At 39.7% G+C, this 21144-nt stretch carries 18 protein-coding genes; 7 read left to right on the top strand and 11 right to left on the bottom strand.

Features of this window, described 5'->3' with window-relative positions:
• A complete protein-coding gene (locus tag H5079_RS02160; RefSeq protein WP_182683311.1) occupies positions 1 to 831 on the top strand; it encodes a S1 RNA-binding domain-containing protein in 831 nt (276 codons plus the stop codon).
• A 65-nt stretch (positions 832 to 896) separates the two neighbouring features.
• On the opposite strand, the gene H5079_RS02155 is transcribed toward H5079_RS02160, so the two are convergent.
• The 10 genes from H5079_RS02155 to gyrA form a co-directional block, all read right to left on the bottom strand.
• Entirely contained in the window at positions 897 to 1271 is a 375-nt protein-coding gene (locus tag H5079_RS02155; RefSeq protein ID WP_172459228.1) for a hypothetical protein, read from the bottom strand.
• A 93-nt stretch (positions 1272 to 1364) separates the two neighbouring features.
• Complete coding sequence (gene pyrF / locus H5079_RS02150) at positions 1365 to 2069, bottom strand: orotidine-5'-phosphate decarboxylase (protein ID WP_011328109.1); 705 nt, start codon at positions 2067 to 2069, stop codon at positions 1365 to 1367.
• Between the two features lie 45 nt (positions 2070 to 2114).
• Complete coding sequence (gene lapB, locus H5079_RS02145; protein ID WP_086996072.1) at positions 2115 to 3251, bottom strand: lipopolysaccharide assembly protein LapB; 1137 nt, start codon at positions 3249 to 3251, stop codon at positions 2115 to 2117.
• 2 nt (positions 3252 to 3253) lie between these two features.
• Complete coding sequence (locus H5079_RS02140) at positions 3254 to 3535, bottom strand: lipopolysaccharide assembly protein LapA domain-containing protein (protein WP_011328107.1); 282 nt, start codon at positions 3533 to 3535, stop codon at positions 3254 to 3256.
• Between the two features lie 22 nt (positions 3536 to 3557).
• Positions 3558 to 3845, bottom strand: coding sequence for an integration host factor subunit beta (gene ihfB, locus H5079_RS02135; RefSeq protein ID WP_011328106.1), 288 nt, complete (start codon positions 3843 to 3845; stop codon positions 3558 to 3560).
• A gap of 63 nt (positions 3846 to 3908) precedes the next feature.
• Positions 3909 to 5576 carry a 30S ribosomal protein S1 gene (rpsA, locus tag H5079_RS02130; protein ID WP_011328105.1) on the bottom strand — a complete coding sequence of 556 codons (1668 nt, stop codon included), beginning with the start codon at positions 5574 to 5576 and terminating at the stop codon, positions 3909 to 3911.
• Positions 5577 to 5671: 95 nt separating this feature from the next.
• The gene (cmk, locus tag H5079_RS02125; RefSeq protein ID WP_011328104.1) at positions 5672 to 6382 is read right to left on the bottom strand and encodes a (d)CMP kinase; all 711 of its coding nucleotides are present in this window, start codon (positions 6380 to 6382) and stop codon (positions 5672 to 5674) included.
• A gap of 105 nt (positions 6383 to 6487) precedes the next feature.
• The gene (gene aroA / locus H5079_RS02120; protein ID WP_011328103.1) at positions 6488 to 7765 is read right to left on the bottom strand and encodes a 3-phosphoshikimate 1-carboxyvinyltransferase; all 1278 of its coding nucleotides are present in this window, start codon (positions 7763 to 7765) and stop codon (positions 6488 to 6490) included.
• On the bottom strand, positions 7765 to 8847 hold the full coding sequence (gene serC, locus H5079_RS02115) for a 3-phosphoserine/phosphohydroxythreonine transaminase (RefSeq protein WP_011328102.1): 1083 nt from the start codon (positions 8845 to 8847) through the stop codon (positions 7765 to 7767). The genes aroA and serC overlap by 1 nt, the downstream gene beginning before the upstream one ends.
• Positions 8848 to 9171: 324 nt before the next feature.
• A complete protein-coding gene (gyrA, locus tag H5079_RS02110; RefSeq protein WP_011328101.1) occupies positions 9172 to 11871 on the bottom strand; it encodes a DNA topoisomerase (ATP-hydrolyzing) subunit A in 2700 nt (899 codons plus the stop codon).
• 177 nt (positions 11872 to 12048) lie between these two features.
• On the opposite strand from gyrA, the gene ubiG reads away from it, so the two are divergent.
• The 6 genes from ubiG (at position 12049) to H5079_RS02080 (ending at position 20247) form a co-directional block, all read left to right on the top strand.
• Positions 12049 to 12759 (top strand): bifunctional 2-polyprenyl-6-hydroxyphenol methylase/3-demethylubiquinol 3-O-methyltransferase UbiG, encoded by a 711-nt coding sequence (gene ubiG / locus H5079_RS02105; protein ID WP_086996055.1) that lies wholly within the window; start codon positions 12049 to 12051, stop codon positions 12757 to 12759.
• Positions 12759 to 13439, top strand: coding sequence for an HAD family hydrolase (locus H5079_RS02100; protein ID WP_182683310.1), 681 nt, complete (start codon positions 12759 to 12761; stop codon positions 13437 to 13439). The genes ubiG and H5079_RS02100 overlap by 1 nt, the downstream gene beginning before the upstream one ends.
• A 412-nt stretch (positions 13440 to 13851) precedes the next feature.
• The gene (gene nrdA / locus H5079_RS02095) at positions 13852 to 16134 is read left to right on the top strand and encodes a class 1a ribonucleoside-diphosphate reductase subunit alpha (protein ID WP_011328098.1); all 2283 of its coding nucleotides are present in this window, start codon (positions 13852 to 13854) and stop codon (positions 16132 to 16134) included.
• A gap of 67 nt (positions 16135 to 16201) precedes the next feature.
• On the top strand, positions 16202 to 17332 hold the full coding sequence (gene nrdB, locus H5079_RS02090) for a class Ia ribonucleoside-diphosphate reductase subunit beta (protein WP_011328097.1): 1131 nt from the start codon (positions 16202 to 16204) through the stop codon (positions 17330 to 17332).
• Positions 17332 to 17601 carry a class I ribonucleotide reductase maintenance protein YfaE gene (gene yfaE, locus H5079_RS02085; RefSeq protein ID WP_011328096.1) on the top strand — a complete coding sequence of 90 codons (270 nt, stop codon included), beginning with the start codon at positions 17332 to 17334 and terminating at the stop codon, positions 17599 to 17601. Before nrdB ends, yfaE begins: the two co-directional genes overlap by 1 nt.
• Positions 17602 to 17880: 279 nt before the next feature.
• Positions 17881 to 20247, top strand: a complete 2367-nt coding sequence (locus H5079_RS02080) for a TonB-dependent receptor domain-containing protein (protein WP_182683309.1) — start codon at positions 17881 to 17883, stop codon at positions 20245 to 20247.
• Between the two features lie 230 nt (positions 20248 to 20477).
• On the opposite strand, the gene H5079_RS02075 is transcribed toward H5079_RS02080, so the two are convergent.
• Complete coding sequence (locus H5079_RS02075) at positions 20478 to 21098, bottom strand: FKBP-type peptidyl-prolyl cis-trans isomerase (RefSeq protein WP_011328094.1); 621 nt, start codon at positions 21096 to 21098, stop codon at positions 20478 to 20480.
• Positions 21099 to 21144: the final 46 nt, after the last annotated feature.

Raw genomic sequence — 21144 nt, 5'->3', positions numbered from 1 at the left:
ATGAGTTACCTTGGAACCACACAAACCTTATTTGTAAAAGAAGTTAGTAACGAAGGTGCTTACCTAGACGGCCACGATTTAGGCGAAGTATTTTTACCAAAACAAGAAATAAAACATGAGCTTGAAGCTGGAGATAGCATTAGCGTATTTATATTTTTAGATAATGCTAATTTACCTACAGCAACAATTAAAAAGCCTCATGCACAAGTAGGTGAATATGCCCTACTGCGTGTTAAAGAAATTAATAGTATTGGTGCCTTTTTAGATTGGGGCTTAGAAAAAGATGTACTAGCGCCGTTTAATGAGCAAAAACCGCGTATGCAAGAAGGTCATTCGTATTTAGTGCGTTTGTACCTAGACAATGCCAGTAAGCGTATTTGTGCATCAAATAACTTTAATCGTTTTTTATCTAAAGATGAGCCGCAATACCCCCATTTACAAGAAGTCGATTTGATCATAGCGGGTAAAACTGACATTGGTTACAAAGTCCTTATTGAAGAATCTCACTTTGGTGTTATTTTTTACAATATGGTATTTAAAAGCTTATTTGTAGGTCAAAAACTAAAAGGCTTTATTCAAAAAGTGCGTGAAGATGGCAAAATTGACGTTGTATTAGAAAAACCAGGTATGGCTAAAGTTAGTAATCTTGGCGATGTTATAATGGAAAAGCTAAAAGAGGAAGGTGGCGTTATTGCTTTAGGTGATAAGTCTGATCCTGAAACAATTAAGAAAATATTTTCGACCAGTAAAGCTAATTATAAAAAGGCAATTGGTGGATTATTTAAACTAGGATTAATAGAAATTGAAGCGAAATCCATTCGCTTAAAATAACAATTTATTATTATGCGTTGAGTGTAGCCTAAGTGCTGCACTTAGCGCTTATAACTAACCTTTCACTACCCAATAATATATTTATACGGCAAAGTACATTGTGTATATTGCTTAGCGTAATTGAGCACTTCTTCTTTATTTTGCAAATTTAATGGCGCTAAACGAAATACTTTATCTTCACAATCTCGTTTAAGGCTATCATGGCTATCTACACATTCGTGTGAAGTTACATGCTGTTGACTTAATCTATCCTCATTTTTATAACAAAGGTGATAAGCGTAATTTTGCAATGTTTGTTTAAAATCGAATATATTTACGGGATATATAGCAACAATATCCGTAACTGTCGTTACTCCATCATACACTTTACTAGAAAAAACATATTTGTTTACTGAAAATCCAGCAACAATAATCACTATAGAACCTAACATTAGTCTCAAAATAAAACCCTTACTGCATTTTGATTTTATTAATGTAACATAAAACAAACATCTCGCAAGGGTTCTGGCAATAAAGTCTGAACTTTTGTTAAATTATTCTATAGACTTATTAACATCTGCCAAAACAGCAACAGGATTGTCTGCTTGAGTAATTGGACGTCCGATCACCAAGTAATCGCTGCCTGCATCTATAGCTTGTTTAGGAGTCATAATGCGTTTTTGATCGCCAGCATCACTCCCTACTGGGCGAATACCAGGCGTTACTAGCTTAAAGCCTGCGCCTAACTCTGCTTTTAATTGTTGTGCTTCTTGAGCAGAGCAAACAACACCATCAAGTCCTGCTTCTTTTGCCAACTTCGCTAAATAAATAACTTGCTCTTGTGGTGTTTTTTCTACGCCTAAACGCTTTAACTCTGTCTCATCCATACTCGTTAGCACGGTAACAGCAATTAATAATGGTGCTTTATCGCCAAATGGAGCTAGTGCTTGTTTAGCTTTGCTCATCATCTCAAAGCCACCACTTGCATGCACATTAACCATCCATACACCCATTTTTGCCGCCGCAGTCACTGCTTTTGCCACTGTGTTAGGAATATCATGAAATTTTAAATCTAAAAATACATCAAAACCTAAATCAATTAACTCTTTTACAAATGCAGGGCCAAAGTAAGTAAACATTTCTTTGCCTACTTTAAGGCGACATGAATCGGGTGATAGCTGTTTTACAAAGTCTAAAGCGGCTTGCTGATCATCGTAATCGAGTGCAATAAGAATTTTTTTTGATTTTTCGAAAGGCATAACTATCCTACTTTATAGCGAAAGTGTTATTTGAAAACTAAAAGATTAAAATCCGTCTAAGCCCTTGCTTGGTACAGTAGTTTCCCAATGCTTACAAGAAGGACAATTCCAATAAATTGTATAACTAGTAAAGCCACAATGCTGACATTGAAAGTCTGGTTTGGTGGCAATATAAGAAGTGACCAGTTTATCTATTTGGTCGAGCACCTCTTTAGTATTTTTATCTTGAGCGCCCATTAGTTGTAATAAAAAACTAAACCCGCGTATGGTTGGTTGGCGCTTTAAGCTATCAGTTAAAAACTCAAAAGCTTGCTCTGTATTGCCTTGCTCTAACAAAGCTTGGCAATGTTGTATTTTTATTAGCACGCCACCTTTGTCGAGTAACTCACTGATCAGCTGATGAAATTGATGAGTTAAATTTAGATGCTTATAACAATGTGCTAATTTATCGACAAATAAAGGAGCAAAAAATGTAAATTGGCAAATTAATTCGCGCCAATAGTAAATTGCCTTTACGTAGTCTTCTTTAGTATATGCAGACAAACCAAGTTCATATAAAGGACGTATCGCTTTATGATTCAAACTAATGGCTTTGCGCATTAATGAGGGGTTATTATCACTTAACGCCAGCTCACAGTAAAAGTTAGCTATGGCTTTAAAGTGTTGTTCTTTTGAAAATAATTCACTATGCGCTTCAAACATATTAATCCCTTTTTGCCACTCTCGGGTTTGCGAATATAGAGTGATAATAGGATCTAATGCTTCACTGTGGTCCATTTTAACAAGCCAAACTAAATGCTCTTCGGCACTATCTAATAGCCCAGCCATAACATAATCTTCTGCTAATTCTAAACGACTAGCAGCAGCTTGTTGCTCATTAAGGCTTGGGTGTTTTAAAAGGAGTTCGTGAATTTTTATTGCGCGGTCTAGCTCGCCTCTGCGGCGAAACATAGTTGCAAGCGTTGAATAATGTTCAACCGAGTCAGCTGCAACTTCTAGTAAATTAATTAAATGTTCAAGGCCTTGATCTTCTTCCCTGTCGAGTAAAAACTTTAAGCCTTTACTATATTCAGAGGTGATCTGCCGATTAAATTGATGAGCTTGATTTTTAGCACTGTTTTTTCCCATTATCCAGCCGTAACCGGCAGCCACAGGAAGTAGTAAAAATAACAGCTCAATCATAATTATGAGTCTTTATCAGCAGCAGGCTTTTTTTTATTTTGTTCAGGTGCTAACTGTTTTTTTAAACGATAATTTTGCCACTTAAGTTGTGAAAACAATTTAAAGCTTACAAAACAACCAATTACAACACCTAATAAAAAGCAAATACTTATTATAACGGCTAAAGGCAATGTATTGCTGGCTATAATATAGTTTATTTGTACTAATTGTGGATTTTGAGAACCCAATACAAATGCACTGATCAAGCAAAGTGCAACCAGAATAATTTTTAATACCTTAAACAAGTACCCTACTCCAATAAGTTAACTAGGCAATGCTCTCGTTTACACGATCACGTAATTCTTTACCTGGTTTAAAATGTGGTACATGTTTACCATCTAGCTCTACTGTTTCGCCAGTCTTAGGGTTACGACCGGTACGTGGAGCGCGATAATGCAAAGAAAAACTACCAAAACCTCTGATCTCAATACGATCTGAAGAAGATAATGAGCCGGCCATTTGTTCAAGAATTTCTTTTACTGCATTTTCAACATCTTTCACTGGAACGTGTGCGTGTTGCTGTGCAAGTGTTTCTATCAGTTCTGACTTAGTCATAGCATTTCCTTAAAAGAAATAATGGAAGGGCATAAACTGCCCTTCCAATTAAAGACTGATTAATTAGTCTTTTTGTGCATTTGCGAAAGCAGCAGCCATTGCGTTTTCAAACACTGGCTCGTCTTTCTTAAGCTTTTCTATTACTTCTTTCTCTTCAGCTTCGAAAAGAGCTTTAACAGATAAGCTTAAAGTGCGGTTCTTGCGATCAACACCAACATATTTAACTTCAATTTCGTCGCCTACAGAAACAACAGTAGTTGCATCTTCAACGCGCTCTTGAGCGATATCAGCTACACGGATGTAACCTTCAACGCCTTCGATAAGTTCAATAGTTGCGCCTTTAGCATCAACTTCAGTCACTTTACCTTTAACAATAGCACCTTTTTTGTTTGCATCAAGGTAGTTATTGAATGGGTCAGCTTCGATTTGCTTAACACCTAGAGAGATACGTTCGCGCTCTGGGTCAACTTGCAATACGATAGCAGTGATTTCGTCGCCTTTCTTGAATTCACGTACAGCGTCTTCGCCAGGTGTATTCCAAGAAATGTCTGAAAGGTGTACAAGACCATCAATACCACCGTCAAGACCGATAAAGATACCGAAGTCAGTGATTGATTTGATCTTACCAGTAACTTGGTCGCCTTTGTTTTGTAGACGAGCAAATTCCTGCCAAGGATTAGCAATACATTGCTTAAGACCAAGAGAAATACGACGACGTTCTTCGTCGATTTCAAGAACCATAACTTCAACGCTGTCGCCAAGGCTAACAACTTTTGAAGGATGGATGTTCTTGTTAGTCCAATCCATTTCAGAAACGTGAACTAAACCTTCAACGCCTTCTTCGATTTCCACGAAACAGCCGTAATCTGTAAGGTTAGTAACACGACCAGAAAGTTTAGAACCTTCTGGGTAACGACCAGCGATAGCTGCCCATGGATCTTCGCCAAGCTGTTTAAGGCCTAGAGATACACGAGTTTTATCTTTGTCGAATTTAAGAACTTTAACTGCGATTTCGTCGCCAACATTAACGATTTCTGAAGGGTGCTTAACACGCTTCCACGCCATATCAGTAATGTGTAGTAGACCATCAACACCACCAAGGTCAACGAATGCACCGTAGTCAGTAAGGTTCTTAACGATACCTTTAACTTCTTGGCCTTCAACAAGGTTAGCAAGAAGCTCTTCACGTTCTTGTGAGTTTTCAGATTCGATAACTGCACGACGTGAAACAACAACGTTGTTACGTTTTTGATCAAGCTTGATTACTTTAAATTCAAGCTCTTTGCCTTCAAGGTGAGTTGTGTCACGTACTGGACGAACATCAACAAGTGAACCAGGTAGGAAAGCACGGATTGAATCAACTTCAACTGTGAAACCGCCTTTAACTTTACCGTTGATAACACCAGTAACAGTTTCTTGCTCTTCACATGCTTTCTCAAGACGGATCCACGCTTCGTGACGCTTCGCTTTCTCACGAGAAAGGATAGTTTCACCGAAACCGTCTTCAATTGCATCTAGTGCAACATCTACTTCGTCGCCAACAGCAACTTCAAGTTCACCAGCAGCATTTTTGAACTGCTCAGCAGGGATAGCACTTTCTGATTTAAGACCAGCATCTACAAGTACAATGTTGTTCTCGATTGAGATTACTGTACCTTTAACGATAGAGCCTTGCTCTGCTTCAAAACCCTTTAAGCTTTCTTCAAATAACTGCGCAAAATTTTCTGACATACGAATATACGTCTCTATATATTATACCAATAAGCAACCATGCTGCATGGGGTTGTTAAAATAGCACTGGCATCCTGCTGGTGCATAAAATGTGTTTAGCTTCGTTTAGGAAGCCGACCTTCAGAGATAGCCGTATCCAATAAAGTTAATACCTTATCATATACTTGCTGTGCATTAAGCTCGCTAGTATCAAGCTCAATAGCATCCTCTGCAGGCACAAGTGGCGCAACGGCACGATTCATATCGCGATCATCACGCTCTTGAATGTCTTTTAATAGACCACTCAGTGTAACATTAAGACCGCGAGCATTCAACTCAACAAAACGTCGTTTGGCGCGTTCTTGTGCACTGGCGGTTAAAAATATTTTTAGCGGTGCATCTTTAAAAACCACAGTACCCATATCACGACCATCAGCAATTAGACCTCGTTCAGTTCTAAATGCGCGTTGGCGACGTAATAACGCTTCGCGTACGCGAGGTAGTGCTGCTACTTTTGATGCTGCAGCCCCTACTTCTTCGTTACGGATTGTAGTGGTTACATCCTCACCTTCTAAAACAACCTTTGCTGCATTAGTTTGACTATCTACCAAAAACTGCACATCTAAGTTAGCAGCTAAGGGAACTAATGCATCTTCGTTATCTAATGCGATTTGATGGTGAAGTGCCGCTAGAGATAAAACGCGGTAAATTGCGCCACTATCAAGTACATCCCATCCCAACTTTTCGGCTAACAAGCGACAAACAGTTCCCTTACCTGAACCACTTGGGCCATCTACGGTGATCACGGGCATTAATAACGCCTGCATTTAAACCTCCTACAATGCACACCTAAGTAAACCGCAATATTATACGTCAGTTATTTAAATAGATCGCTATTAGTGTGTAACTTTTTATTAATTAACATCAAAAACCTACTCACTAACTGATGCTAATACATTGAAAAATGTCGGAAATGTTTTATAAGTACACTTAGGATCATTAATCGTGATTGGCTTTCCACCTACGGCAACCATAGCAAAACACATGGCAATGCGATGGTCATCGTAAGTATCAATTGCTACATCGTTAAAGTGTTTCGGGGGAGTGATTTCTATAAAATCGTGCCCTTCTACAACTTCTGCGCCCACTTTTCTGAGCTCAGTTGCCATAGCGTGTAGTCGATCGGTTTCTTTTACGCGCCAATTATAAATATTACGAATAGCCGTTGGCCCTTTAGCGAACAGAGCCACAGTGGCTAATGTCATTGCTGCATCAGGTATGGCATTTGCGTCAATATCAACACCGTTTAATTGGCCTTTACGAACAACTAAACGCTCATCATACCAATCTATTTTAGCGCCCACTTGTTCCATTACTTTAGCAAAGCCAATATCGCCTTGCACCGATTTAGCACCGACACCTTTAATTTCAATTTCGCCACCGGCAATTGCAGCTGCAGCTACAAAGTAAGATGCAGAAGACGCATCGCCTTCAACCATAATACGTTCAAGTGACTGGTACTGTTGACCACCTTTTACGGTAAAAGTTGCATAATTACTATGCTCAACTTCTATTCCAAAGCGTGCCATTACATCAAGGGTAATATCAATGTAGGGTTTAGATACTAAAGTGCCTTTAATCGTTATTTTGGTATCACCATTAAACAGTGGTGCAGCCATTAGTAATGCAGTTAAAAATTGACTTGATATACTGCCGTCAATTGCAACTTCACCACCGTTAATTTGCCCACCTATAATTTTAAGCGGTGGGTAATCTTTATTTTTGCTGTAAGTAATATCACCGCCAAGTGCTTGCAGCGCATCGACTAAATGCCCTATTGGGCGCTCTTCCATGCGTGGCTCGCCAATCAGTTCGTACTCACCTGCAACCGCAGCAAGTACAGCGGTTAAAGGACGGTAAGCTGTGCCTGCATTACCTAAAAACAAAGGCTCTCTGGGGGTTTTAAATACCCCACCAACACCTTGTACTGTAGCAACTGTTCGCTCTTGGTTTAAACTAACGTTAACACCTAATAATTGTAACGCGCCCAACATATGGCGTATATCGTCGCTATCAAGTAAGTTTTCAACAACAGTAGTGCCATTTGCTAATGCCGCTAATAACAATATACGGTTTGATAAGCTTTTTGAACCCGGCAGAGTGACGCTGCCATTAACACGCGAAATAGGTTCTAAGCGTAATTGTTCCATTAGCTATTTTCCTTTGCAAAAGCAGCCATAAAATCAACAAGCGCTTGCACGCCCTCAAGTGGCATTGCGTTGTAAATACTGGCGCGCATTCCACCTACAATTCTATGGCCTTCGAGTGCTAGCAAGCCTGCTTCGTTTGATTGAGCAACAAACTTACTGTTTAAGCTTTCATCATTTAACCAAAAAGGGACGTTCATACGCGAGCGACTATGCTTAGCTACTTTATTAGAATAAAAATCAGAATTATCGATAAAATTATAAAGTAGTTCAGCTTTTGCAATATTTTGTGCTTCCATGGCTTTTACACCACCATTTTGCTCAAGCCATTGGAATACTTCAGCCGCTAAATACCATGCAAATGTTGGTGGCGTATTAAACATACTGCCCTGCTTGGCCTCTAGTGCATAATCTAAAATACCTGGTTTAGGAAGCCCTTCACGTGCTAGTAATGTTTTACGTACGATAACGATTGCAATGCCCGAAGGACCTATATTTTTTTGTGCGCCAGCGTAAATTAAATCAAATTGATTAACGTCAATTTCACGCGATAAAATAGTTGACGACATATCTGCGATAATTGGCGCTGTTGGATGACTCGGTACATCAAAAATCTCTAAGCCATCAACGGTTTCGTTAGGGCAATAGTGAATGTACGACGCATCTGCAGGCAACTGCCAGTCAGCCACTGCTTTAATCGAAAATTGACCATCGGTATCGTTACGAACATCGATAGCGGTAGTTTGGGTAAACTTATTTGCTTCATCCGTTGCACTTTTTGACCATACGCCGTTTTCGCAGTAAACCGCTGATTTATTTTCCTGATGTAAATTTAATGGCACAGCACTAAATTGACCGCGACCGCCACCATGCATAAACAGCACTTCAAATTCATCGCTAATATTCATTAAACGACGCAGGCTCGCTTCACATTTTTTAGTGAGCGCTAAAAACTCTTTACTACGGTGACTCATTTCCATCACCGATACACCCAAACCTTGCCAATCTATAAATTCTTGTTGTGCTTTTTTCATTACTGCTGGCGGTAACATGGCCGGCCCCGCACAAAAATTATACTTACTCATTACCTTTTCCTCATTCCAGTAATTAAAAAATTATACACCCGATTACCATTCAATCAGGTTATACACATTAAATTAAAGCTGTGATCATTAAGTGGGCTATAGCCTCACTCATAGTATTAAAGCCTTCATTACCTATAAAGCTGCATTAATGCAGCAAACAGAGCAATATAAAACAATTACTGAGAACAACTATATATATAAATTAACGTCTTGCAATTGAGTCTTTTTGCTATTGTAAAAATTATTTTATTGCGCAGTATTATTAATATTAATTTTATTCAACACCATTAAAAAAAGCGGCCAAGGCCGCTTTTTTAATCTCAATTATTCTGAAGGAGGATTATCATCCGCTACTTCATCAATAACCGTATCAACTGTTTCGACGTCTTCGATATCAATTAAGTCACTTTCGGTAACTTCAATCTCTTCTATACGTTGTAAACCAACTACTTGCTCTTCGTCAATAGTTCTGATCAAAATAACACCTTGCGTGTTACGTCCAACCGTAGAAACTTCATTAACGCGAGTTCGTACTAAGGTACCACGATTTGAAATAATCATTATTTCATCGTTATCGTCAACTTGTACAGCACCTACAACCGCACCATTACGCTCACTTACTTTAATAGACACTACACCTTGAGTCGCACGACTCTTCGCTGGGTAGTCTTCAAGTAAAGTACGTTTACCGTAGCCGTTTTCAGTCACGGTTAAAATAGCACCATCTGTTTTAGGCACAATTAACGATACTACGCGTTGTCCTTCAGGCATTTTAATACCACGAACACCTGTAGCTGTACGACCCATAGGACGAACACCTTTGAAGCGAATCTCAGGGTTACCTTCTTCGTCTAGTACTGGGTTACCGTTTTCATCAACAACCGTTGTTTCTTCTGCTTCTTTAAAGCGTACTACTTTACCTGCATCGGTAAACAACATAATTTCGTTGCTGCCATCGGTAACATCAACACCAATTAGGCTATCGCCTTCATTTAGGTTAACCGCAATAATACCGCTTGCACGTTGACGACTGTATGCCGTTAGTGGTGTTTTCTTCACTGTACCAAATGCGGTTGCCATAAAGATGTATTTATCTTCTGCATACTCGCGTACTGGCAATATAGCGGTAATACGTTCATCTGCCTCAAGTGGCAATAAGTTAACAATTGGTTTGCCGCGCGCTGCACGACTTGCAAGTGGTAACTGATACACTTTAAGCCAATATAAACGACCAGCCGTTGAGAAACACAATATAGTATCGTGCGTATTAGCAACTAATAAACGTTCAATGAAATCTTCATCTTTCATCTTCGTTGCCGATTTACCTTTACCACCACGACGCTGCGCTTCGTAATCAGACAGAGCCTGATACTTAACATAACCTTCGTGAGAAAGCGTTACTACTACGTTTTCTTCGGTAATTAAATCTTCAAGGCTGATATCGTGTGCTGCGGCATTTATTTCAGTACGACGCTCATCACCATATTGCGCTTTAATTTCAACTAACTCATCGCGAATAACTTCCATTAAACGCTCTGGTGTTGCCAAAATATGTAAAAGCTCAGCAATTAAATCTAATAACGATTGGTATTCAGTTAGAATCTTTTCGTGTTCTAAACCCGTTAGCTTATGTAAGCGTAAATCTAGGATTGCTTGAGCTTGTTGCTCAGAAATAAAGTATTGACCATCGCGAATACCTAACTCAGCAGCTAACCAATCTGGGCGGGCAACGTTGTCTTCGCCTGCTTTATCAAGCATGGCTTTTACGTTACCTAATTCCCACGAACGCGCTGTTAAAGCAACTTTTGCTTCAGCAGGTGTTGGTGAATTACGAATAAGCTCAATAATTGGGTCGATGTTTGCCAGTGCAATTGCTAAACCTTCTAGCATATGTGCACGGTCACGCGCTTTGCGTAAATCAAAAACAGTACGACGAGTTACTACTTCACGGCGGTGAATAATAAACTCTTCAAGCATTTCTTTTAAATTAAAGCACTTAGGCTGGTTGTTAATTAACGCAACCATATTCATACCAAACACAGTTTGTAACTGCGTTTGCGCATATAAATTATTTAAAATAACTTCGCCTACGTCACCACGTTTAATCTCAATAACGATACGCATACCGTCTTTATCTGATTCATCACGTAGTGCACTAATACCTTCAATTTTTTTATCTTTAACCAGCTCGGCAATTTTTTCAATTAGGCGCGCTTTGTTAACTTGATAAGGTATTTCGTGAACAATGATAGTTTCACGATGCGTTTTTTCATCTACTTCTATTTCAGCGCGGGCACGCATGTACACTTTACCACGGCCAGTTAAATAGGCTTGCTCTATGCCTTTTTTACCGTTGATAATTGCAGCAGTTGGAAAATCTGGGCCCGGGATATAATCCATTAACTCTAAAATAGATAATTCAGGGTTTTGAATGAGTGCTAAACAGCCATTTACCACTTCAGTTAAGTTATGAGGTGGAATGTTTGTTGCCATACCTACCGCAATACCCGATGAACCGTTTACTAATAAGTTAGGAACTCTGGTTGGTAAAACGTCAGGGATTTGCTCAGTGCCGTCGTAGTTAGGAACGAAATCAACCGTTTCTTTTTCAAGATCGGCTAATAATTCATGCGACATTTTTGCCATACGTACTTCTGTATAACGCATTGCCGCTGCTGAATCACCATCAACCGAACCGAAGTTACCTTGACCATCTACTAGCATATAACGCAGTGAGAATGGCTGTGCCATACGTACTATAGTGTCGTAAACAGCACTATCGCCGTGTGGGTGGTATTTACCGATTACGTCACCGACAACACGTGCCGATTTTTTGTAAGGCTTGTTCCAATCATTACTAAGCTCGTTCATTGCAAACAAAACGCGGCGGTGAACAGGTTTTAAGCCATCACGCACGTCTGGTAATGCACGTCCTACAATTACGCTCATTGCGTAATCTAAGTAGGAGTTTTTTAACTCGTCTTCAATATTGACTGGCAGAATGCCATGGGCGAGATCAGTCATTGATATCACATTCCTTCAGTATCAGCTCTTAAACACCCACTATTAGGTATCAAGAGAATTTGTTATTATTGCTAAAGAAACATGCTACCACAATTTATTTAGATTTACAGGCGCAAAACTTTGCGATTTACCAATTTAGCCCTATATAATGCCCCCAGATTGACGAGGAAGTATTTTATGACCGAACATCAAAATGTAGATCACGCAGAAATTGCAAAATTTGAGGCCATCGCAGAGCGGTGGTGGGATTTAGACGGGGAATTTAAACCGCTTCACGAAATAAACCCCTTACGTTTAGACTTTATAGCTAATAAAACTGGCGGTTTATTTGACAAAGAAACACTAGATGTAGGTTGTGGCGGCGGTATTTTAAGCCAGAGCATGGCGCGCATGGGGGCAAAGGTAACTGGAATAGATATGGGGCAAGAGCCTTTAACTGTTGCCAAATTACACAGCCTAGAGACAGGCGTACATGTAGAGTATATTAAAGTACCTGCTGAACAATATGCATCCGAGCACCCTGCTCGCTTTGATGTAGTAACCTGTATGGAAATGCTGGAGCATGTACCCGATCCGGCTTCTATTATTCATGCTGTTGCAGAGCTTGCAAAACCCGGCGCTGATGTGTTTTTTTCAACACTTAATAAAACCCCTAAAGCCTATTTGTACGCCATTATTGGTGCAGAAAAGCTATTAAAAATGGTGCCTGAAGGCACTCACGATCACAAAAAGTTTATTAAACCAGCACAGTTAATTGCCTGGGCTGAACAAGCGGGTTTAAAAGTGCGCGCCAGTGCTGGGTTATCTTATAATCCATTATCTAAGCAGTACTCGCTTAATACCGACGTAAGCGTAAATTATATTCTGCATTTTGAGAAGTTAGCGTAATGGTCAGCTCTCAATCAACGTCACCTACTATAGAGTACGATGCTTTTTTATTTGACTTAGATGGCACTTTACTCGATACCGCTGATGACTTAGGTGCAGCTTTAAATACCGTACTGCGTTCGCAGCAATTAGATACAGTAAGTCGTGAGGTATATCGCGCTGCAGCATCTAATGGCGCAGCAGCCTTGTTAGAGGTCGGTTTTAAAGATAAATGGGGTGAGCAACCGCAAGCACAACTCGTTAAGCAATTAATTGATGCCTACGCGGCTAACATAGCCAAACACACCACGTGCTTTGCTGGTATTGAGCCACTACTTATCGAACTGGAGCGAAAAAACATCAAATGGGGGATCATGACTAACAAACCCGGATTTTTAACCGACCCTTTAGTGGCCGCGATCCCTGCTTTAAAAAATGCCTGCGTGGTTATCAGTGGCGATACTTTAGCTGAAGCTAAACCTTCGCCTTTACCTTTACTACATTGTGCCAAGCTAATGGGCGTTGCACCAAATCGTTGCTTGTACATTGGCGATGCTTTGCGTGACATTCAAGCAGGTAAAGCGGCAGGTATGCACACCGCAACCGCACTTTGGGGTTACGTGCCTAACTTAACCGAAGTTTTGAGCTGGCAGGCCGATTTTAATTGGCAAAGCCCTATTGAAGGTTTTAACCATATATAGTGCTATGTTAATTATTAAACACTATATATTGTGATTGTGTTAGTTTTCACACAAAGCCTGCTGATAAAAAAAGCAGTCAAAATATATTTTTAAAAAGCGTAAATTTAGTAGATCCTTAGTTGATTTTTGTAAATTTCAACTTAACCGAATGTTCGAAGGTTAATGCTTACTAACACAAATGTGTTATCCCGACGTTATCCACAATTAGGGGCAATTCTGTCCCTTGCAAAACAACGCGGACCACACTATCTTGTGATCTCTAATTTGAACAACACCAGATATTGTGGCTAAATGTTATTCAATAAAATCGCCTGAATTGGTGTAAACAATAATAAATGAATAGATACTCTGTTATTTTGGAGTATTAATCATTGGTCAAAATACTTAATTTCCAAGGAATACAGGCAAAACTATGAACCAACAGTTATCTGTAAGCAAACGTGACGGCCGTAAAGAGCCACTTGATCTTGACAAGATCCATCGCGTTATTGAATGGGCCGCCGAAGGGTTAAATAACGTTTCGGTTTCGCAAGTTGAATTAAAATCACACATTCAATTTTACGACGGTATTCGTACTAAAGATATTCACGAAACCATCATTAAAGCTGCAGCCGATCAGATTTCAAAAGAATCTCCTGATTATCAGTATTTGTCAGCACGTTTAGCTGTATTCCATTTACGTAAAAAAGCGTATGGCCAATTTGAGCCACCACGTTTATTTGATCATGTAACAAAAATGGTTGGCGACAAACGCTACGACGCTCACCTACTGGTAGATTACACCGAGCAAGAGCTTGACGAATTAGACGAATACCTAGATCACAGCCGTGACCTTAACTTTAGTTATGCTGCGGTTAAACAGCTTGAAGGTAAATACTTAGTTCAAAACCGTGTAACCGGTGAGATTTATGAAAGCGCGCAGTTTTTATATATTTTAGTCGCAGCTAGCTTGTTTGCTGACTACCCTCGCGATACACGTATTGCGTATATAAAACGTTTTTACGATGCGATTTCATTGTTTAAAATTTCACTGCCTACGCCAATTATGGCAGGTGTTCGTACGCCAACACGCCAGTTTAGCTCGTGTGTATTAATAGAGTGTGGCGACAGCCTTGATTCAATTAACGCCACCTCGTCTGCAATTGTTAAATACGTATCGCAACGTGCCGGCATTGGCATTAACGCAGGTCGCATTCGTGCACTGGGTAGCCATATTCGCAATGGCGAAGCGTACCATACGGGTTGTATTCCTTTTTATAAGCACTTTCAAACAGCGGTTAAAAGCTGTTCGCAAGGCGGTGTACGTGGCGGCGCAGCAACCTTGTTCTACCCGCTTTGGCATTTAGAAGTAGAAAACTTGTTAGTACTTAAAAATAACCGCGGGGTTGATGACAACCGCGTGCGTCATTTAGATTACGGCGTACAGTTTAATAAACTAATGTACTCGCGTTTAATTAAAGACGACTACATTACCTTGTTTAGCCCCTCTGATGTGCCAGGCCTTTACGATGCATTTTTTGAAGACCAAGACGAGTTTGACGCGCTTTACGTAAAATACGAACAAGACGAATCAATTCGTAAAAAACGCATTAAAGCTATTGAACTGTTCTCAATGTTTGCGCAAGAACGTGCAAGTACCGGTCGTATTTACTTACAAAACGTTGACCACTGTAATACGCACAGCCCGTTCATTGCTAAAGTGGCACCTATTCGCCAATCTAATTTATGTTTAGAAATTGCATTACCAACTAAGCCGTTGGATAACGTAAACGACGAAGAAGGCGAAATTGCGCTATGTACACTCTCTGCATTTAACTTAGGGGCTATTGAGTCACTAGATGAACTTGAAGAATTGGCTGAGCTTGCTGTACGCGCTTTAGATAACTTACTTGATTTTCAAGACTACCCAGTACCGGCTGCAAAAAATGCCACTATGGGTCGTCGTACTCTAGGAATAGGCGTAATTAACTACGCATACTACCTAGCTAAAAACGGTAAGCGTTATTCAGATGGCAGCGCAAATGCACTAACGCACAAAACATTTGAAGCGATTCAATACTACTTAATGAAAGCATCAAACGAGCTTGCTAAAGAGCGTGGTGCATGTCCTAAGTTTAACGAAACAACCTACTCTCAAGGTATAATGCCAACAGATACGTACAAGCGAGATCTTGACAAAATTTGTGATGAGCCACTACACCTTGATTGGGATGCATTACGTGCCAGCATTAAAGAGCACGGTATGCGTAACTCAACAGTAAGTGCGCTAATGCCATCAGAAACATCGTCGCAAATTTCTAACGCAACAAACGGTATTGAGCCACCACGTGGTCATATTAGCGTTAAAGCAAGTAAAGACGGTATTTTAAAGCAAGTTGTACCTGAATATGAACGTTTAAAAGATAACTACGAGTTACTGTGGGATATTCCTTCAAACGATGGTTACTTACAACTTGTGGGTATAATGCAAAAATTTATTGACCAGTCTATTTCGGCCAATACAAATTATGATCCTGGTAAGTTTGAAGGCGGTCGCGTACCGATGAAAGTCTTATTAAAAGATTTGCTTAGCGCCTACAAATTGGGTGTTAAAACCTTGTACTATCACAATACCCGCGATGGTGCATCTGATGCACAAGAAGATACACCGGATCTTGAAGATGATGATTGCGCAGGCGGCGCGTGTAAAATTTAATTTTTGAGTTTTTATTTTAAGCGGGCACTAAGCCCGCTTTATTCTGATAGTTTTTTGAGTGATAAACATGTCTTATACTACCTTTAGTCGTAAACATAATAACCAAATGGAAGAGCCAATGTTTTTTGGCCAAACCGTTAACGTATCTCGTTATGATCAACAAAAATACCCTATTTTTGAAAAACTAATTGAAAAGCAGCTTTCGTTTTTTTGGCGCCCAGAAGAAGTAGACGTAAGCAAAGACCGCTTAGACTTTCAAGCATTACCTGATCATGAAAAGCATATATTTTTAAGTAACTTAAAATATCAAACATTGCTTGATAGCGTACAAGGGCGTTCACCAAACGTGGCCCTACTACCTATTGTATCGCTACCAGAGTTAGAAACATGGATAGAAACGTGGGCGTTTAGTGAAACGATTCATAGCCGCTCGTACACGCATATTATTCGTAATGTTACCCAAGCACCTGAACTTATTTTTGATGACATAGTTAGCAATGATAAAATTAGTGAACGTGCCGATGCGGTAACAAAATACTACGATGATTTAATTAACTCAGTGTCGCTTTACAATTTATACGGTGAAGGCAAACACGAGATTAACGGTAAATCTGTTGTTGTTAATTTATTTGAGCTGAAAAAGAAACTTTACCTGGCAATGATGTCGGTAAATATTTTAGAAGCGATTCGTTTTTATGTCAGCTTTGCCTGCTCGTTTGCGTTTGCTGAGCGTGAATTGATGGAAGGTAACGCTAAAATAATCAAGCTTATTGCCCGCGATGAAGCGCTACATTTATCTGGCACTCAGCATATTTTAAATATTATGCAAGACGGTAAAGACGATCCAGAAATGGCGATTGTTGCCGCGCAGTGCCGCGACGAAGCAATTAAAATGTTTGTGGACGCTGCAGAGCAAGAAAAAGAATGGGCCGAGTACTTATTCAAAGATGGCTCAATGATTGGCTTAAATAAACACATTTTATGTCAGTACGTTGAATACATTACCAACGCTCGAATGACAGCCATTGGTTTTCCTGCACAGTTTAAAAACAACAGTAATCCTATCCCATGGATAAACTCTTGGTTGGTGTCAGATAACGTGCAAGTAGCACCACAAGAAGCTGAAATTAGCTCCTACCTTGTTGGTCAAATAGACTCGCAAGTTGATGCCTCTGAATTTGGTGACTTTGATTTATAATGACTGATCGACCTACTGCAAGCATTACGCTTGCAGATAACAGCCAGTGCATAGAATTTAGCACTGGCTGCCCTTCTGTTTTACACTGCCTAGAATCTCAACAGATAGAAGTGGCCTTTCAATGCCGCGAAGGCTATTGCGGTGCCTGCAGAGCGACTTTAGTGTCAGGTAAAGTTGATTATAATGAAGAGCCTCTAGCGTTTGTACGCGACGGCGAAATACTGTTGTGCTGCTGCAAACCTAATGGCGACATACATATTAAACTTTAACTTCAACTTCATTTAAACCAAACAGTCTAAAAATCACTCTCTAATCAGTTTTAAGTACTTTTAAACCACTTAGTTTAAAAGTACTTTTTAGCCCTTTATAAAAAGCATATTCATAAACTAAATTAACTAACCTTTATAAATCCTTAATAATCAAAGTCTTGAAGATTTCCTTGCTAATTAATTACTAAAATCGATAAGGTTATACTATAACATCATTGAACCGTCGCTTTTGTAGTGTTATATTATATCACAACATAACAACCACGAACTTAAAGACTCATGACTAAGCTAACATTAATTTCTTCTGCAATTTTTTCTGTTTTATGCTCTCACTCTGCACTTGCTGCCACTGTTAATGGCAAAGTAACAGATGAAAAAAATCAACCTATTGAAAACGCCACTATTCATGTACACGGTAAATCTCAAAGCGTTAAAACCAACAAGCTTGGCGAGTTTGCCATTGAGCTTGATGCGAGCGGCCAGCTGCATATTAGCAAAGATAACTATAGCGATTCACGCATTACGGTAACCGAGTCATCAAACAATATTGCAATTGCTTTAAAGCCAACCTCTATTGAAACTGTAGTTGTGTTTGCATCGGCCTTGCACAAAAGTAGCTTAGAAATGATTTCTCCGGTAAATGTACTCTCTGGTGATGAGCTAAGAAACAAGTCAAAGCCAACGCTTGGCGAAACCCTAAAAGGCTTACCGGGAGTTAACGCGAGTTATTTTGGCCCTGTTTCATCAAGCCCAATTATTCGTGGCTTAGATGGCCCTCGGGTTAAAATTATGCAAAATGGCTTAGACAGCAGTGATGCATCGCGTATTGGCCCTGATCATGCTACTTCTAGCGACAGCTTAGCTGCTGAACAAATAGAAGTACTACGTGGCCCAAGTACCCTACTGTATGGCTCTGGTGCTATTGGTGGTGTGGTAAACGTAGTTGATAACCGCATTCCTACGAGTAATATAGATGAATTAACCGGTGCAGTAGAATACAGTCACGATTCGGTATCCAACGCGAATACCTACGCTGCAAAGTTAGAGACGGGTTATAATAATTTTAACTTTCATTTTGATGGCACTAAACGCAGCGGCGATGACTATCAAACACCACGATTTAACCAGCTTCACGAAGATGGTGATGTTGAAAGTAAAGATTCTGTAGAAAACACCTTTATCGACAGTGAAACCGTTAACTTTGGTACTAGCTACGTAGGTGAGCATTTAACGGTTGGGTTTTCTTACGGTAAAATAAAAACGGATTATGGTATTCCAGGTCATGAGCATGATCACGGACATGAACATGATCATGCAGCCGACGGCGATGCCCATAGTGATGAAGCACATGAAGAAACACCTGTTTTTGCCCAGTTAGAGCAAGATCGCTGGCAAGGTCTATTAAGCTATGCGCTACATAATAATTGGATTGAAACCATTAATTTGCGCTTAGGCTATACAGATTACTTACACAGTGAAATTGAAAATGGTGAAATAGGCACTACATTTAAAAACAAAACCACTGAAGCACGCTTAAACGTAGAGCATAAGTTTGCCAATTGGCATGGCATGGTGGGTTATCACTACAGTGATTCTGATTATGATGCCAACGGCGAAGAAGCATTTACGCCAGCCAGTGTAACGACCACTAATGCTTTATATTTATTAGAAGAACGTGAGTTTGGTGATGTAACTATTGAGTTAGGTGCGCGAGTTGAAGACTATAAAATAAAAAGCCAAATAGCAACGCATCAGCATAGCCATGATGACACGCAAACAAGCAATGCTGAAGTACTTGACTACACTAAAAGCTTTACTAACCTTAGCGCTTCAATGGGTGCTATTTGGCAATATACCCCTGGATATAGTATGGCAATGAGTCTTTCACACTCAGAACGTGCCCCGCTCTCTGCAGAGCTATTATCTAATGGCTTACACATTGCAACTGGTACCTATGAGCTTGGCCTAGGCTATCATATTGAAGACGGTGAAGCGCATTTTGAACCCGAGAATATCAAACAAGAAACCTCAACCAATATTGATTTAGGTTTTAGACGCTTTAGCGGTGACTTTGGTTACTCTGTAAACTTTTTTTATAATGATATTAAAAACTTTTACTTTCAAGAAAATACTGGCTTAGTATTTGATGAAGAACATGGTTTAGAAGCGGCTGATAACGGCCACGACCATGGTGTGGCGGTGTATCAGTTTACCAGTAAAGACGCCGAGCTGTATGGCTTAGAGTTTGATGCGCATTATAAAGTTAACGCAAGCACCTTGGTTAAAGTATTTGGTGACTCTACGCGAGCAAAACTCAAGCAAGACGATGAAAACTTACCTCGTATCCCTGCTAATAAATTAGGCTCTGAGTTGCAATACAACTTAGGTAATTGGCAATTCGCATTAACCGGTACCCATTATTTTTCACAAACCGATATTACCGCCTATGAGACTAAAACCGATGGTTATACTTTATTTGATGCACAAGCTAACTATCAGCTAGATTTAGGTAACCTTGATACACAACTGTATATCAACGTTGATAATATTACTGATGAGCTTGGCTTTGTACATAGCTCATTTATTAAAGACACCGCCCCATTACCAGGTAGAAGCTTCCGCTTTGGTATTCGCGGCTACTTTTAACAATATACTTTAATTACCGCTAATCATTAATAAGCCCCTTGCTATGCTGGGGCATATTTATTGCTTGCTAAAGTGCAGTGTTTTATATCCTATTTATACATATCTCACTTTAAATACTTTTCACAAAAAGAAATAAATGAGCAATAGAAAAAGTTAAATATACCGGTAAGACACAAAAAAACCGCATTCAATTTAATGAATGCGGTTTTTTATTTATTGCTTAAGAATACTTAAGCAATAATTTCGTGTAACTCAACATCAAATACTAGTGTTGAGTAAGGTGCGATTGCAGCACCGGCACCACGTTCACCATAAGCAAGGTCATGAGGAACGTAAAGACGCCATTTAGTACCCGCTGGCATCATTTGTAATGCTTCAGTCCAGCCTTTGATCACGCCACCTACTGGGAATTCAGCAGGTTGACCGCGCTCGTATGAGCTATCAAAAACAGTACCGTTAATTAATGTACCGTGGTAATCAACACGTACTGTAGACTCAGCTGTTGGCTTGTCGCCTTCACCTGTAGTAATTACTTCGTATTGAAGACCTGATTCAGTCACTGTGATTTCAGGACGTTTTGCATTTTCTTCTAGAAATGCAATGCCTTCAGCAGCAAGTACTTGTGATTCTTGCTCGCGACGAGCTTGAATTTCTTCATTGATTTTTTCAAAAGCAGCTTGGATCTCAGGGATCTCAACTTGAAAAGCGCTACCTGCGTACGCATCTTTCATGCCTTCAAACACTGAATTTAGGTTTAAGCCTTCAAAAGGATTAGACTTAAGTTGCTCACCCATTTGTAAGCCAATACCGTAACTTGCTTTTTCAGCATCTGTAGTAAAATTATCTGACATAATGTGTTTTTCACGTTTTGTTAGTTAAAAGACGCGACTATGCTAT

Origin of the sequence: Pseudoalteromonas sp. SG44-5 (genome assembly GCF_014164175.1) — a bacterium.
Taxonomy (GTDB): Bacteria; Pseudomonadota; Gammaproteobacteria; order Enterobacterales; family Alteromonadaceae; genus Pseudoalteromonas; species Pseudoalteromonas nigrifaciens.
The sequence above is the reverse complement of the archived record's forward strand: the minus strand, read 5'-3'. Positions and strand labels throughout refer to the sequence as shown.

Excerpts from the sequence above, each read along its gene's own strand:
- H5079_RS02160 (WP_182683311.1), top strand. The coding sequence starts at position 1 with ATGAGTTACCTTGGAACCACACAAACCTTATTTGTAAAAGAAGTTAGT.
- pyrF (WP_011328109.1), bottom strand. The coding sequence starts at position 2,069 with ATGCCTTTCGAAAAATCAAAAAAAATTCTTATTGCACTCGATTACGAT.
- lapB (WP_086996072.1), bottom strand. The coding sequence starts at position 3,251 with ATGATTGAGCTGTTATTTTTACTACTTCCTGTGGCTGCCGGTTACGGC.
- ihfB (WP_011328106.1), bottom strand. The coding sequence starts at position 3,845 with ATGACTAAGTCAGAACTGATAGAAACACTTGCACAGCAACACGCACAC.
- rpsA (WP_011328105.1), bottom strand. The coding sequence starts at position 5,576 with ATGTCAGAAAATTTTGCGCAGTTATTTGAAGAAAGCTTAAAGGGTTTT.
- cmk (WP_011328104.1), bottom strand. The coding sequence starts at position 6,382 with ATGCAGGCGTTATTAATGCCCGTGATCACCGTAGATGGCCCAAGTGGT.
- aroA (WP_011328103.1), bottom strand. The coding sequence starts at position 7,765 with ATGGAACAATTACGCTTAGAACCTATTTCGCGTGTTAATGGCAGCGTC.
- serC (WP_011328102.1), bottom strand. The coding sequence starts at position 8,847 with ATGAGTAAGTATAATTTTTGTGCGGGGCCGGCCATGTTACCGCCAGCA.
- gyrA (WP_011328101.1), bottom strand. The coding sequence starts at position 11,871 with ATGACTGATCTCGCCCATGGCATTCTGCCAGTCAATATTGAAGACGAG.
- ubiG (WP_086996055.1), top strand. The coding sequence starts at position 12,049 with ATGACCGAACATCAAAATGTAGATCACGCAGAAATTGCAAAATTTGAG.
- H5079_RS02100 (WP_182683310.1), top strand. The coding sequence starts at position 12,759 with ATGGTCAGCTCTCAATCAACGTCACCTACTATAGAGTACGATGCTTTT.
- nrdA (WP_011328098.1), top strand. The coding sequence starts at position 13,852 with ATGAACCAACAGTTATCTGTAAGCAAACGTGACGGCCGTAAAGAGCCA.
- nrdB (WP_011328097.1), top strand. The coding sequence starts at position 16,202 with ATGTCTTATACTACCTTTAGTCGTAAACATAATAACCAAATGGAAGAG.
- yfaE (WP_011328096.1), top strand. The coding sequence starts at position 17,332 with ATGACTGATCGACCTACTGCAAGCATTACGCTTGCAGATAACAGCCAG.
- H5079_RS02080 (WP_182683309.1), top strand. The coding sequence starts at position 17,881 with ATGACTAAGCTAACATTAATTTCTTCTGCAATTTTTTCTGTTTTATGC.
- H5079_RS02075 (WP_011328094.1), bottom strand. The coding sequence starts at position 21,098 with ATGTCAGATAATTTTACTACAGATGCTGAAAAAGCAAGTTACGGTATT.